Below are 13,953 nucleotides of genomic sequence, written 5' to 3'. Positions count from 1 at the left end.
CTTGATCAACTAATATCCATGTACTACGTAGGACATTATGTACAATAAATTGTTCATTGAATCGATAGGCATGAAGATTCTCTTTGATTCGGATAAAATCACCTCATTTTTTAAACCACAAATTCATTTTCGCAGGGTAAACCGAAGGGAGCGCCCACTTTCTGCACCAAAAATAAGTAGCAAACATTTGAAACCCCTTTCAAAAAAACAAGCTGAAAGTCACAAAAATCGCATGAACAATTTCCGTAATCTTCAGCTTATTTCTTGAGGTAAGACATGTTGTCATCGTCTCATCTCTATTTACGATCCTTGACCAGCAATAATCCCACAGTTGCATGGAACTGCGTATGTACCTGTAATTCTTTTCAAGTCAGGTTTTTTGAACATTACTATTCCTCCTTTACGTTTTCAAACCATATCAAAAAATCAGCATGAGCATACGAAACAACATAAATTCTGTTAAGTAACTACCTAATTTTTCTGTCTTTACACACTCACAAATTTATGAAAAAAAGAGAAAAATAACCTTTCCATTTTTTTCCTAATAAAAGTATAATATTCTTTATAATGATTTGTCAACCACGTACTTAAGGAGTGTAATGGAAAATGAATTTTTTTTCAAAGAAAGGCTACATATATCTATTTATATCTATGTTATTAGTTTTAGTAACCGTACTAACCACCTTGATTGCTCCCTTCATCCTTAATAGTATCAATAGTTATCAGTCAACCACTATTTTTCCTATTATCTTCCTAATAATTGGTGCCATGACACTCTCTTATCTTTTTCAGGTTTGTTTGATCATTTACCGAGAAAATTTTGCAAAAAAATTCAATTTGAACTCAATTTCCGATTTGTTAGCCAAAATATATACTTTGAAATTTGAGAAATATATCAATTTAGAATCTGGTAATCTAGTCACTCGAATTTTCAGAATTGTAGATACCTCCTATATGTTTATGACGACCAGCTTCTTTTTAGTACTGAAATCAGCCATCTCTATTCTTATCGTGTTAGGTATATTTTTAACTCTCGATGCAACTATTTTCCTGATTACGCTTCTTTTGATCCCTATTAACATCTTCTCTTATCTTTTTATCAATAAAACACTCAATCAAAGAATCAAAACGATGCAAGACGAAAATGCCAATGCTCAAAAAGATTTGATTTTGCTCTTGGGTAATCCAGAACAATTTAAAATGTTACCTAGCTTTGATACTGTCAAACAACTAACTTCAAAAACCCTCAAAAAAATGTACACAAGTTTGGCAGCAACAAATAAATTTGCTCAAATCACTAGTTATACTGTCTCATTCATCAACCAACTTTCTCAAAATATTATTTTTATAACGATCAGCTACTTGGTGTATAACCAACAGCTCCAGTTGAATAATATGATGGTAGTTAGTATATTAATGCCCGTTTTCTTCACTTCCCTTTCTGACTTATCCAAAATCAATGTCGATTATCGAACAGTCGTGGCAAACCAACAATTTGTTCAAGAAAACTTAGAACTACATCAAGAAGATTTATCCGGCACACCAATTGATCCAATCACTAGCATCAAATTTACCGATCCGCAAATCACGATGGCATTAAATGCGAAAAGAATCCATTTGTCATTGACTGAAACACTGAATTTAGGAGATATTTGTTATATCGAAGGCCCTTCAGGTTCTGGAAAATCGACGCTGATAAAAGCCATCTTGAGCTTTTATGCAAGTAATGGTATCTATATCAACGACTTCCCTCTTGATCAGTTGAATGGGAAGCAAGTCAGAGAACAAATCACTTATCTTTCTCAAACAACTTTGCTCTTTTCAAATACACTTGAATACAATATCACTCTTGGTCAACCGATTTCAGAAGAAAAAAAAGAAGCGCTGAGAAATTCAACACTTCTTGCTCCGATTTTTAAAAACAAAGACTGGGATTCTTTAATCATTGATAATGGCGCAAACCTGTCGGGGGGCGAAAAACAACGCGTGTTCATTGCCCGTATGATACTCCAAGACAGTAGGATATGGATTCTAGATGAAAGTACGAGTAGTATCGACAAAGACTCTGCGGATGCCATCTTTGACACACTCATGAACGTAAGACAAAATAAAATCATTTTATTCACCTCTCATGACAAGGAAAATAAAAATTTTGCCAATAAGTTCATTCAAATCTCTTCTCGTGTAGAAACGATTGTATAGATCTATCCTCCGTCCTCTTCAAAAAACAAGTAAGAATCCACAAAAATCCGATGAACGACTTTTGTGGATTCCTGCTTTTATCTACGCTAGATATTTTCCTTTTGGACTAATAGTAAAATTGTTATTCTTTCTTTTCTAACACTACTGCTAGTGTCGGCGAGTTCTCATCATAAGGACTTCCTTTTACATCCCCGTAAAACCCACTAACAACAAAACCAGCAGCTTCCATTTCTTTTTGCAGAGTTTCTTTTGTAAAATACGTCATCCATAGATAATAATTTTTGTTTTCATAATCGGTAAGGATCGTCGTTTGTTCTAAAGTTACATGTTCGTTGTATTTTGTATTATATTGTAATGCTACATGAGGTTCATCTGTCCAGAATCTTCCGTCTGGACAAGTATCCCAAACTCGCTTTTCTTCAAATGATTGATAACTTGCCATCGAAAAAACATCCAATAAAACTTTCCCCGTCGGTTTTAGATGCTGATAAATATTTTCTAATAATCTTTTTCTATCACTCGCTGATAACGCTCCAAAGTCACAATAGATCATTGTGATGCTATCGTATTGTTTATCTAAATCCATTGTCAGATAATCTGCGTAATGGTACGTAATCGGTAACTGTTGGTCTTCCGCAGATTTTTTGGCATATGCTATCGAACGCTTAGAAAAATCAAGCCCCGTTACTTCATACCCTAATCGACTAAATTTTTCTGCATAGATTCCCGGACCACAGCCAATATCTAATAACGTTGGATAGGCTTTCGGCGGGATTACTGTATTGATCCAACGAACAGATTCATCAATAAACCCAGCTTTTCGACTTGCGCCTTCAAATTCAGGGTCAAGATGTGCTTGTAACATTTGTTTTGAGATGTGACGATCATCCCAAAATGCGCCTTTCGTTTGTTGATAAAGTGTTGGTTTGTTTAAAAGTGTTTCAATCATTGTTTTCCATCTCCTCATTTTTTTATAAATTTGAACAAAAGAAAAAAGCCGTAGATTTTACTCTACGGCTTCCCTGCATAAGGCGAAGATGCGAGTAAAATAAAATCAAATACATAGGTACGCTAAATAAAGCTGTGTCTCAGCTAAATTTTTTACCTATTGAATTGATTTTATTTACTCGCTTCCAGTCATACCCATGTTACTGATTATATAACATCTGATATGCCGGATTCATCACCTTTTTCTGTTAAATTTGTAGTTTCATTCTATAGGACATACCAGTAATTGTCAATTTTTCTCTGGTAAATATAAAACGATCGTAAAAGAAGCATACCTATAAAATAATGGGACATCAAAGTAATTTTTTCTAAACGGGAGAAATATTCCTGGATGGCGCAGCCAACTATTTTAGTCGTTGTGAAAGAGGAGCATTCATGTAATTGATTTTATTTATACTCCCTGATTTTAGGCGGGATATACTGATCTACAAAAGGTTGAATTTCTGTCAACGCATCCGCAAACAAAATTTTATCGAACTCTTCTCTTGTTAAAAAGCCTTGATTGACCATGGCTTGATACTGCTGCTTAAAAGGATCGAAAAATTCTTTGTAATTCATTAACACACACGGATTGACATGTTGCCCGATCCTCCCCCAAGAGATTACTTCAGTAATTTCTTCGATGGTTCCTGGGCCACCTGGTAACGCAATATAGACATCTGATAATTCAATCATTTTTTGTTTCCGTTCGTGCATCTACGACACGATCATCAAAGAGGTGCCATCTTTTTTGCTAGTTCTCGTTTTGCCAAAAAGTCAGGCATGATACCTGTCACTTTCCCTCCAGATCCTAGTACTGAATCAGCAATAATCCCCTTCAAACCAGCGTTTCCACCACCATAAACCAACTGATACTCATTCTTCCCGATCCACTCACCTAAGCTTCTCGTTACTCGTTCAAATTCTGGAGAATTCCCTTTACTTGCTCCGCAATAGACTGCAATCTTTATTTCCGAAACCCCTTCCAAATTTTTTTCAGCTTATGCTATTATATAATTGAAAGGTGGTTAACCTCAACATGAACATAAAAGAATACAACGACTGGGTGGTTGATTTTTATAAAAAAAGAAAGTGGTACGACTACGATCCATTTATCCGTATCGGCTTTTTAACTGAAGAAGTTGGCGAAGTTTCAAGAGCGGTTCGAAGTCTCGAAATCGGTCGTGATCGTCCGGATGAATCTATACAAACAATTGATTTTTACAAGGAAAATCTGATGGAGGAATTGGGTGATGTCTTAGATAATGTTCTGATTCTTGCTGATAAATATGACCTATCCTTCGAAGAAATCATTCATCACCACAAACAAAAACTAGAGAAGCGGTTCAATATGTAGTCTTCTCACGATGCCATTTCCAATTTTTTTAGAAAAACCCTTTCCATCGTGCTATACTCTAAAGAAAAAGAATCTTGAGGTAAACACATGGCTATCTTTGAAAGTCTTAACTTAAATAAATTGTCTGCCGTTGAACAAGAGATTTACCGCTTTATCGTTAATAACCTTGAGAAAATACCTTATATGCGGGTACGAGATATTGCGACGGATGCGCATGTTTCGTCAACCTCTGTCTTTCGTTTTATCCAAAAAGTCGGCTTTGATTCATTTCCGGAATTTCGTTTTTATATTAAAAATCATTTGGAAAAAGCCCATTATGAAACAGATGACAAGCAATTAATGTTAGAAGAACGAATCAATCAGTTGAACATGACGATTTTTCATCCCGATATTGAATATCAAATCAAAAAAATGGCAAAAACATTGCGTCAAGCTGATTTTATCCTATTTATGGGCATGGGGGCTTCGGGAGCATTAGCGCAATATGTGGCACGAAAATTAGCGAATATCGGTTACTTTTGTATTAGCTTAGATGAACTGACTTATCCGATTCGTAGCTTTTTGCGTCCAGATCAAAAAAATGCGTTAGTCTTTTTGAGTGTTTCAGGTGAAACAAAAGAACTGATCGAAGTAATTTCAGGTTTAGCTCATGCGGATAGCGTGCATAAGTATTGTATTACCGCTCATAAAGAAAGTTCATTGGCCCAATTGTGTGATTACTCAATTGACTATGCCATTAAAGAAGAACGGAAAGACATCTTTCTTGATTTGACTAGTCAGCTACCTTCCATGGCGATCCTTGAAACACTGATCGGTTATTTAGAGGATGAATGATTCACCACTCAATTTGGAACACTATGTTCCTACCACGAAATAATTTTCATTGTTCCAAATTTTTATCCTAAATAAGAATGCGCTTACTTTTCTTTCACACCTTTCGCTATAATGAATCCATCATATAGCGAAAGGTGTTATTCTTATGCAAAAATTCAATGATTTATTAGATCGAAGTCTTGTTCCTATTGCAACACGGTTAAACAACCAACGACATATTGCAGCCGTTCGAGATGCATTCATGCTTATTTTTCCATTGACGATTTCTTCTTCATTAGTCATCCTAGTCAATAATATTTTATTTTCAAAAGACAGTTTTATCGTGCAATTATTTCAACTTTCACGTATTTTTCCAAATTTAGAAAGTGCACAACAAGTCCTTGCTTCTGTAGCAAATGGCACAATCAATATCATGAGTTTGTTTATTGCTTTTTTAGTCGCTCAGCTGTTGGCAAAACATTTCGAAGCTGATGCAACCTTAGTTGGGCTAACTAGTGTCGCTTGCTTTATGATTTTTTACCCTACTTCTTTTGCAGTCGATGAAATGAATGTCATCTCGACGCAATATTTGGGTGCTCAAGGTTTATTCGTTGCGATGATTGTCGCTTGCTTGGTTGGCGAATTCTTACCGAAATTATTCAAAGTTAAGAAATTACAAATCAAGATGCCTGAACTCGTTCCACCAGCTGTTTCTCGCTCTTTTTCTGGAATGATCCCAATCATTATCGTTGTTTCTATGTCAGCTTTGATCAACTTCTTCGTCTTGATGATCGCGCCTGAAGGAATCAACGAGTTGATTTATGCCGGTATCCAAGCACCTTTACGTGACTTAGGTGGGAATGTGTTTGGTGTCCTACTCTTAGCTTTTATTCAGACACTGCTATTTTCTATTGGTATTCATGGTCCAAACACATTGAATGCTGTTCGTTCAGCGATTTTTACCGAGCAAGACTTAGCCAATCTCCAATTCATCAATGATGGTGGTTCGCTGTGGGATGTCCCTTACAAGGAAACTTGGGGCATCTTGAACGATATGTTTGCAAACATGGGTGGAACGGGTATGACCTTAGGCTTGATCATTGCGATTTTTATTGCTTCACGACGACCTGAATATCGCGAAATCGCCAAACTATCTTTTGTACCAGGTATTTTTCAAATCAATGAACCGATGATTTTTGGACTACCGATCGTCTTAAATCCAATTATGATCATTCCTTTTGTTTTAACATCGATGGTCAATATTCTGGTCGGTTACTTCGTCACAGTCGTCTGGCCAATCATGCCATCACCAGCGATTGGTTTACCTTGGACCACCCCAGGGATCATCAATTTGTTTTTAGGAACTGGTGGGAATATCATGGGAATTGTAATAGGCGTACTTTGTTTAGCGATTTCCGTTTTGATTTACCTACCTTTTGTCATGGCTTCCAACCGCGCACAACGCACAGAGATATAACTTGAGAATCACTGAAACTTAGGAGGAATTTGTATGAATAGAGAGTTACCCAAAGATTTTTTATGGGGAGGCGCAATTGCTGCTCATCAAGCAGAAGGTGCTTGGAATATTGATGGACGAGGTCCAAGTATCGCTGATGTTATGACTGCTGGCGGAAATGGGATTCCGCGGAAGATCACTAAAGGCATCATCGAAGGGGAATATTACCCAAATCACGAGGCCATTGATTTTTACCATCGTTACAAAGAAGACATCCAATTATTTAAAGAACTAGGCTTAAAATGTCTACGCACTTCCATTTCATGGAGTCGGATCTTTCCTACTGGTCAAGAAGAAACACCGAATGAACAAGGATTAAAATTTTACGATGATCTTTTTGATGAATGCTTAAAAAACGGGATCGAACCGGTAGTTACGTTGTCTCATTTTGAGATTCCTTATGCCATTTATGAAGATTTTGGTGGCTTTGCCAATAAAGCGGTCATTCCTTTATTTGTTAAATTTGCTCAGTGCGTATTTGACCGTTACAAAGACAAAGTAACTTACTGGATGACCTTCAATGAAATCAATAATCAGGCGGACGGACAAGAGCCCGTTCATGTTTGGACCAATTCAGCCATGATCATTGAAGATGACCAAGATAAAGAGGCCTTAGTATTTCAAGCAGGGGTCAACGAACTGATTGCCAGTGCTTGGGCTGTCAATGAAGGGAAAAAGATCAATCCCAATTTTCAGATTGGTTGTATGATGGCTTACGTTCCAATCTATCCCTACTCCTGTGCGCCAGAAGATATGATTGCTTCAGTCAAAGCAAATGAACGTCGTTTCTTCTACAGTGATGTCCATGTACGCGGAGAAATCCCTACCTACACAGAAAAGTATTGGGAACAAAAAGGGCTCACAATCGATATTAGCGAGAAAGAACGACAAATTTTACGTCAAGGAACTGTTGACTATATCGGTTTTAGCTATTATATGTCGGGAACGATCACAACTCTTCCCGATGTTGAGGGCAGACAAACAGAAGATATTCCTTCAGCAAAACTAGTTAAAAATCCTTATATTACTGCTTCTGACTGGGGCTGGCCGATTGATCCTGTTGGGTTACGTTATGTATTGAACACGGTGTACCAGCGTTATGATCTCCCCCTGTTTATCGTTGAAAATGGTTTTGGTGCCTACGATCAGTTAACTGATTCAAATGAGATCCATGATGACTACCGGATCAATTATTTAAGAGAACACATCGAACAAATGAAAAAAGCAGTAGTTGAAGATGGCGTACCATTAATTGGTTACACACCTTGGGGAATCATCGATATCGTCAGCTTTGGCAGTGGTGAAATGGAAAAACGCTATGGCATGATCTATGTCGATAAGGATAATACCGGTAAAGGAACCTTACAACGTTTGAAAAAAGATTCCTTTGCTTGGTACCAACAAGTGATTGAAACCAATGGGGAACAGCTTTAGTAACGAACAAGGAAAGGCGATCCGACTTCATTGTCGTGACCGCCTTTCTTTGTTATGTTTCATATTTTTCTTTCACAACTGCTAAGTAATGTTGCAGACCGATATTCATTACCCAGGCTACACCTAGACCAATGAAACTACCGATGACGATACCAATAAAACGATACTCGATCAATGAGATCAAGTACGTGTTCCTGACCAATGTCGAAAGCATCAATGCCATGGGGTTCAAGAAAATATTCGCCACTGCATAATTTCGGGCAACTAAAAACTGAGAAATACCATAAAGAAACGTAATTAAAAAAATCGTTTCAAGTTGGGAAAAAGGAATCAGTGATAAGACAGCCGATAAACACAACCCTAACATCGAACCAATCAAATATTGCACTTGCCGATGTTTCATCGCATCTAAATTCTCAGCTAATAAAATCGAGGCACAAGACAGTGTCAGCCAATAAGGATTTTTCATGTTCAAGCCATGGCTCACATAAACGGAAAGGAATAATGCAGCGCTGTAAAAAATCGAATCAATGATCACTAAAGGTTCTTGGTGAAAACGCTCCTTCAAAGATACCTTTATCACTTCCTGTTCCGGGCGCGAATCCATTTTTTTCGTTAGAAATGCAGCAATCAAAGCAAACACAACACCCATAAAGAAAAAAGAAGCTACTGTCGGCAAATGAGAAAATGGAACGGACATACTCGTTCCCATAGCCGCTAACATCGCAAAGAATAAGCCCCCTGGTTTAGAAATATGGAACAAACGCAAAATAAACCGACTGAAAAAAGCAACTGCTCCAACAGCAAATGGTTCAAGCCAGATGACATACGTCGACAATAGCCCTAATGTAAAAGCCAGTAATAGACCGCAACCAATCAAAAATAGGCGCTTTAGTAATTGCTTCATCGGAATGTTCTGGTAGTAAAAGAAGGTAAAGATACCTAGAGAAGAGAAACTTGAAATCAAAAAATTATGATTGATGTAACCGATCCATAAAACGAGAAAGATCAGCACCATCAGATTCATGATACGAAATGGATTTTCTTGAATTTTGTTAAATGTAAAATAAGATTTAACCATAAAAAACCTCCTTATTTTGAAATGTATATAAAAATCGTTTTCGCCTTAAGGATGTCTTGTCTATTATAAGAAGTATCAAAGAAATCAACTATTAGAAGTAAAAGGAGAGTTTTCCAGAGAAAAATTTAAACGAATTTACTTTATCTAGTATAACACCAATTTTCATCGCTTAAACAGACAGAAATTCCCATCAATCATTAAATAACTAATTAAATATTATAATTAATTAATAATAACCACCATTATTTGTAATAATATAGATAGTTTTAGCTATCTAAAATTAAAAGCTTTTCATCTAGTCAAAGAATTTGTGAAATCTGCTTTATTTTTTTGTATTTTAAATTTATACTATGAAAGAAATCATTTTTAATAACAAAAAAAAAATAAAATTTATTGTTACATAAAGTTTTTTTGATTTTAACATCAGACATATACGTTGGAGAACACAGAAAGGACAAAAAGTAAGGAAAATGAAGAAAATTATTGTAATTATCAGTAGCTTGTTTGCATGTGTCGGTTTATTTTCTTTTATTCATTTTTTGAATTCTCCTGTTCGAGATGTTACCTCCAAAGCTGAAATGATCCAAACAGACGAAATTAAAATGGAATATGTTCCTACAAAAAATCAGTTATTGAAAAGCATTGGTGACTCGGTCGATTTTTTAGGCATCTACGAAGTAACAGAAATCAATTTTAATGATACACCTCATATCGTACTAACAAAAGAAGATGAAAATGAACTATCGTTTGAAATCAGAGTAACTGATCCAAAAGAGCAATCGTTCTCGATTCCAGCAATAAAATTCTCTCCACAAAACATTCATGTTTCTGATACATTTGGCATTGCGAAAAAAAATGATCGCTACTTTGCCTATAAAAACAATGTATCCATTGAAGGAGAACCTTACAACACACGCTGACATACCCTGTGGGGGTAAATATAGATTTATATTTATACTACAAAAAAGCAAACTGAAACGAAGAAATTCCTCTTCCTTTCAGTTTGCTTTTTTTTGAGATCCAACGAATATCTGTCCATCCTTTAGTATCGTTTTATCTATGTTATTTAAAATAACAACAAAAAATAAATGTGCTTGTTATCTAAATTTTTGATTTAATAATGAGTTGTCCACAGTGGATAACTCATTAGCTCTTTCTATTTGTCCACAAAATCCGTCATCTTTGACCTTGTGACCGATCGAGCTCAAGTTTGTTTACTTCTTTGTATCGTCTATCCTTTAAGCGTGACGATGACAGTAAGTAAAACTGACAACAGGAGAACGAGCAAATTACACCTCGATTGCTCTACATAAATAAGTACGGTAATAAAACTTGTAATGATTGCTGGATAAAATTTTTTTCGTTTTCTCATATGCATCCCTCTTTAACTATCATTGTGCCTAAAAAATTCGATTGTTTTTTTATTTTTTACTTATGTTTCTGTTAAATTTTTTTATAATCGTTAAAAGAGTCAAAAGCATACAAAAAAAACACAGAACAGGAAAGGAGTATTTCCTAACTATTCTGTGTCTTTTGATTGACTATGTTATTCAAGTATCTAGCGATAGTATGCTTCAATTTTACGACTTGGGATCAACCAAGTAACCAAAATCAAGACATTGACTATTAGTACTGCGATGGGCGCGATCAAATATCCGAGAATCAATCCCACGACATTCAAACCAATAGATACGTAGGATTTACGATAATTGCCAAACAACTCTTTGATAGATGCATTCTCGTCTTCCTCTGAGGCAACTAATGTCCTTGCTAACAAATAATACGTGAGATTAGCTCCTAATATCACTATACCATAGGTCATTTCAGGAACAAGACTGTTACTGTATTCGCTGATCCATGAAGTAACGAATGGAAACAGCGACAGGAAAAAAATAAAAAAGCTATTCACCCAGAGCACTCGCCCATTCACTTTGTGGACGGCTTGAAACAAATGATGGTGGTTATTCCAATAAATGCCCAGGGTAAAGAAACTAATGATATAAATAAAAAAACGTGGCGCAAGTGCAACTAGCGCTTCCAAGGTATCTGAGTGTGGTTCATGTAGCTCCAACACTAAAATCGTCATAATAATAGCGATCACGGCGTCTGTAAAGGCCTCTAGTCGATTTTTCGGCATGACTTTCCTCTCCTTTCGCTTCATTTTATTCGTAATAAGGGCAAAAAAGCAACCTTTTCACACCAAAGTAGCAAGTAGAAATCGGGCTCTGGGTGGAGGTTAAGTCAATCAATCCTTGCTATACTTACTATATAGAAAACAGCAAGCGTAACTTCTATTGAGAAGTTTATCAAACGAGAAAAGAGGCGATCATCATGCAAAAAAGAAATACGTTTCAAACAATCATTCTATTAGTGGTAGGTTTCGTCGTAGCTAGCTTTGTCCTCAATCTATTCGTTGGCGTGATCAGTGGTTTATTATGGTTAGGTATTAAATTGTTGATTCCAGTAGCCATTGCGATTTGGTTAGTCCGTTGGATCACTCGCACCACGCAACAAAGAAAATACTACTAATACTATTTTCCTAAATGAAAAACAAAAAGAGGCAGAAAATTTCTGCCTCTTTTTTTACTTCTTTTAAATGATATATCATTTAACCTAATGCTACATCTAAGATCATCATGATAATAAAACCAGTCATAACACCAAAAACTGCATAGTGTCGTTTACTTGAAAGTGTTTGTTGCGCTTCAGGAATCAGTTCTTCCACGACGACGTAAATCATTGCACCCGCAGCAAAAGCTAAGGCATAAGGCAGTAAGACTGCAACTTTTGTCACTAAGATTGCCCCGATGACTCCAGCAATCGGTTCAACCACTCCTGAAGCTTGCCCATAGACAAAGGCTTTTGTTCGACTTAATCCTTCTTGTCGGAGAGGAATCGAAACAGCCGCACCTTCTGGAAAGTTTTGAATACCAATCCCTAACGCAACAGAGATCGCTGCTAGCACCGCAGTCGTTGGATTATCTGCAGTTGCCGCTGCACCAAATGCAACACCTACTGCTAAACCTTCTGGAATATTATGCAAGGTAATGGAAAAGACAAGCAAAATCGTGCGTTTTAAATGTGTTGGTAAGCCTTCTTTTTCGTGTGCTGGACCAAAATGCATGTGTGGTAAGGTTTTGTCGGCAATGTATAAAAATAATCCCCCTAGCCCAAAACCAATACTCACCACAAGCCAAGCAATATCACCATTTTCTTCTGCTTTTGTGATTGCCGGATCTAATAAAGACCAAAAACTGGCGGCGATCATCACACCCGAAGCGAAACCTAACATCAAATTGAGTACATCTTTTTTGATTTCTTTAAAGAAAAAAACTAAGCCAGCCCCAAGCGCAGTCATAAAATAAGTAAACGCCGTACCCGTCAACGCTTGCTGCCAAGGTTCTAGCTTCAGTAACCAATCAACCATACAATTCCCCTTTCACCTTTTTATTCTTACTCTAGCATATTGCCAAAAATGTGACTACTATTCTACTATTAATCTGATGATCCTTTATTCTAAGCGGTTATCCCCTCACGTTTTTCCAATCATTCCCAAACCACTTATGGTAAAGATCATCAACGACTTGAACATTTGTAATCGTCATGTTTGGATCGACCACCGTATCTTGCTTCTTACCTGAGGAAAGTAAATCGGCGACATGACGGATCTCAAAGACAAATTCACTATCCATTGGAAAATCTTTTGTTAACACTTTTCCGTTGTTCATCTGGATCGTATAATGGTCTGTTTTCCAATAGTTAGGGATGATGATCGTGCCTTTTTCTCCAACGATGGTATACGTACTAGTAAAATCCATTTTTGTCGTAAGGAATAAACTGATGAAAAGGTCTTTCTTCTTCAGGCTGACCATACACTCTTCATCCGTCAGACCTTCTCCATGTTCTACACATAAGCCGTTATATTCATCAAATCCTGTACCAAATAAATATTGACTGACACTTAATGGGTAAGAGGCGTTGGAAATCAATACGCCACCTCCTTGTTCCATCTTCCAAAACCAAGGGATTTTTTCAGAACCCGGTCGAGCATCACGAATATCGACTAATTTTACTTGACCGATTTTTCCTGATCCAATGGTTTTTTTTACGTCTTCGATCGCAGGTAGAAATAGGGCTTTTTGTGCTTCCATGAGAAAAACCTTGTGCTCCTTAGCCAAGGCATAGAGTTCTTGTGCTTGCTCCGAATGTAGCGTAAAAGGCTTCTCTAAAAGCACATGTTTCTTTGCTTGGATCGCGGCTTTCGCGGCTGAAAAATGCAAGTGATTGATCAATGGAATATAAATCAGTTCTATCTCGTTGTCAGAAAGTAACGCTTCGTAACTGCCATACGCTTTTGGAATGCCTAACTCTGTGGCTAACTGTTGCGCCTTTTCTAAGCGACGTGTCGCAATCGCTACAGCTTGTGCCACGCCACTTTCTTTGATCCCCTCCACAACACGTGGCACGATCGAAGCACCGCTCATAATACCGATTTTCAGCATACTCTTCCTCCTAACATTTTGAATCCACTATAACATAGTTTCACACATTACTGGCACTTCA

13 protein-coding genes and 1 pseudogene are annotated in these 13,953 nt (G+C 36.9%); 7 read left to right on the top strand and 7 right to left on the bottom strand.

What is annotated here, in order from left to right; all coding sequences use genetic code 11:
* Window positions 1-606: 606 nt before the first annotated feature.
* Complete coding sequence (locus tag HZ311_RS07665) at window positions 607-2,202, top strand: ATP-binding cassette domain-containing protein (protein WP_010734530.1); 1,596 nt, start codon at window positions 607-609, stop codon at window positions 2,200-2,202.
* Between the two features lie 121 nt (window positions 2,203-2,323).
* Here HZ311_RS07665 and HZ311_RS07660 read toward each other — a convergent pair whose 3' ends face one another.
* Window positions 2,324-3,151, bottom strand: a complete 828-nt coding sequence (locus tag HZ311_RS07660; protein WP_023518869.1) for a class I SAM-dependent methyltransferase — start codon at window positions 3,149-3,151, stop codon at window positions 2,324-2,326.
* A 446-nt stretch (window positions 3,152-3,597) separates the two neighbouring features.
* Window positions 3,598-4,160: pseudogene (locus tag HZ311_RS07655) on the bottom strand (LOG family protein).
* Window positions 4,161-4,228: 68 nt separating this feature from the next.
* Between HZ311_RS07655 and HZ311_RS07650 the strand changes: the two are divergent.
* From HZ311_RS07650 to HZ311_RS07635, 4 genes are all read left to right on the top strand, one after another.
* Entirely contained in the window at window positions 4,229-4,546 is a 318-nt protein-coding gene (locus HZ311_RS07650; protein ID WP_010734535.1) for a MazG nucleotide pyrophosphohydrolase domain-containing protein, read from the top strand.
* Window positions 4,547-4,633: 87 nt separating this feature from the next.
* Window positions 4,634-5,380 (top strand): MurR/RpiR family transcriptional regulator, encoded by a 747-nt coding sequence (locus tag HZ311_RS07645; protein ID WP_019722675.1) that lies wholly within the window; start codon window positions 4,634-4,636, stop codon window positions 5,378-5,380.
* Between the two features lie 145 nt (window positions 5,381-5,525).
* A complete protein-coding gene (locus HZ311_RS07640; protein WP_178946565.1) occupies window positions 5,526-6,836 on the top strand; it encodes a PTS sugar transporter subunit IIC in 1,311 nt (436 codons plus the stop codon).
* Window positions 6,837-6,869: 33 nt separating this feature from the next.
* Window positions 6,870-8,309, top strand: a complete 1,440-nt coding sequence (locus HZ311_RS07635) for a 6-phospho-beta-glucosidase (protein ID WP_010734539.1) — start codon at window positions 6,870-6,872, stop codon at window positions 8,307-8,309.
* A 52-nt stretch (window positions 8,310-8,361) separates the two neighbouring features.
* On the opposite strand, the gene HZ311_RS07630 is transcribed toward HZ311_RS07635, so the two are convergent.
* On the bottom strand, window positions 8,362-9,390 hold the full coding sequence (locus tag HZ311_RS07630) for an FUSC family protein (protein ID WP_023518865.1): 1,029 nt from the start codon (window positions 9,388-9,390) through the stop codon (window positions 8,362-8,364).
* A gap of 470 nt (window positions 9,391-9,860) precedes the next feature.
* Here HZ311_RS07630 and HZ311_RS07625 point away from each other — a divergent pair, with 470 nt between their 5' ends.
* On the top strand, window positions 9,861-10,310 hold the full coding sequence (locus HZ311_RS07625; RefSeq protein ID WP_023518864.1) for a hypothetical protein: 450 nt from the start codon (window positions 9,861-9,863) through the stop codon (window positions 10,308-10,310).
* A 311-nt stretch (window positions 10,311-10,621) separates the two neighbouring features.
* On the opposite strand, the gene HZ311_RS07620 is transcribed toward HZ311_RS07625, so the two are convergent.
* Both HZ311_RS07620 and HZ311_RS07615 read right to left on the bottom strand, forming a co-directional pair.
* Window positions 10,622-10,762 carry a hypothetical protein gene (locus tag HZ311_RS07620; RefSeq protein ID WP_153830006.1) on the bottom strand — a complete coding sequence of 47 codons (141 nt, stop codon included), beginning with the start codon at window positions 10,760-10,762 and terminating at the stop codon, window positions 10,622-10,624.
* 186 nt (window positions 10,763-10,948) lie between these two features.
* Window positions 10,949-11,527, bottom strand: coding sequence for a TMEM175 family protein (locus HZ311_RS07615; RefSeq protein ID WP_023518863.1), 579 nt, complete (start codon window positions 11,525-11,527; stop codon window positions 10,949-10,951).
* Between the two features lie 194 nt (window positions 11,528-11,721).
* Here HZ311_RS07615 and HZ311_RS07610 point away from each other — a divergent pair, with 194 nt between their 5' ends.
* Window positions 11,722-11,919 (top strand): hypothetical protein, encoded by a 198-nt coding sequence (locus HZ311_RS07610; protein ID WP_010734544.1) that lies wholly within the window; start codon window positions 11,722-11,724, stop codon window positions 11,917-11,919.
* 79 nt (window positions 11,920-11,998) lie between these two features.
* Here the strand turns inward: HZ311_RS07610 and HZ311_RS07605 are convergent, their stop codons facing one another.
* A complete protein-coding gene (locus HZ311_RS07605; protein ID WP_019722681.1) occupies window positions 11,999-12,817 on the bottom strand; it encodes a ZIP family metal transporter in 819 nt (272 codons plus the stop codon).
* A 97-nt stretch (window positions 12,818-12,914) separates the two neighbouring features.
* On the bottom strand, window positions 12,915-13,892 hold the full coding sequence (locus tag HZ311_RS07600; RefSeq protein ID WP_178946564.1) for a Gfo/Idh/MocA family protein: 978 nt from the start codon (window positions 13,890-13,892) through the stop codon (window positions 12,915-12,917).
* Window positions 13,893-13,953: the final 61 nt, after the last annotated feature.

The sequence above is a fragment of the Enterococcus mundtii genome (assembly GCF_013394305.1).
GTDB lineage: Bacteria > Bacillota > Bacilli > Lactobacillales > Enterococcaceae > Enterococcus_B > Enterococcus_B pernyi.
This window is presented reverse-complemented; position numbering and strand designations above follow the sequence as displayed.

Bases quoted from the DNA above. Each gene is read 5' to 3' on its own strand.
- HZ311_RS07620 (WP_153830006.1), bottom strand. From the start codon at position 10,762: ATGAGAAAACGAAAAAAATTTTATCCAGCAATCATTACAAGTTTTATT.
- HZ311_RS07625 (WP_023518864.1), top strand. From the start codon at position 9,861: ATGAAGAAAATTATTGTAATTATCAGTAGCTTGTTTGCATGTGTCGGT.
- HZ311_RS07645 (WP_019722675.1), top strand. From the start codon at position 4,634: ATGGCTATCTTTGAAAGTCTTAACTTAAATAAATTGTCTGCCGTTGAA.
- HZ311_RS07635 (WP_010734539.1), top strand. From the start codon at position 6,870: ATGAATAGAGAGTTACCCAAAGATTTTTTATGGGGAGGCGCAATTGCT.
- HZ311_RS07610 (WP_010734544.1), top strand. From the start codon at position 11,722: ATGCAAAAAAGAAATACGTTTCAAACAATCATTCTATTAGTGGTAGGT.
- HZ311_RS07660 (WP_023518869.1), bottom strand. From the start codon at position 3,151: ATGATTGAAACACTTTTAAACAAACCAACACTTTATCAACAAACGAAA.
- HZ311_RS07650 (WP_010734535.1), top strand. From the start codon at position 4,229: ATGAACATAAAAGAATACAACGACTGGGTGGTTGATTTTTATAAAAAA.
- HZ311_RS07665 (WP_010734530.1), top strand. From the start codon at position 607: ATGAATTTTTTTTCAAAGAAAGGCTACATATATCTATTTATATCTATG.
- HZ311_RS07600 (WP_178946564.1), bottom strand. From the start codon at position 13,892: ATGCTGAAAATCGGTATTATGAGCGGTGCTTCGATCGTGCCACGTGTT.
- HZ311_RS07605 (WP_019722681.1), bottom strand. From the start codon at position 12,817: ATGGTTGATTGGTTACTGAAGCTAGAACCTTGGCAGCAAGCGTTGACG.
- HZ311_RS07640 (WP_178946565.1), top strand. From the start codon at position 5,526: ATGCAAAAATTCAATGATTTATTAGATCGAAGTCTTGTTCCTATTGCA.
- HZ311_RS07615 (WP_023518863.1), bottom strand. From the start codon at position 11,527: ATGCCGAAAAATCGACTAGAGGCCTTTACAGACGCCGTGATCGCTATT.
- HZ311_RS07630 (WP_023518865.1), bottom strand. From the start codon at position 9,390: ATGGTTAAATCTTATTTTACATTTAACAAAATTCAAGAAAATCCATTT.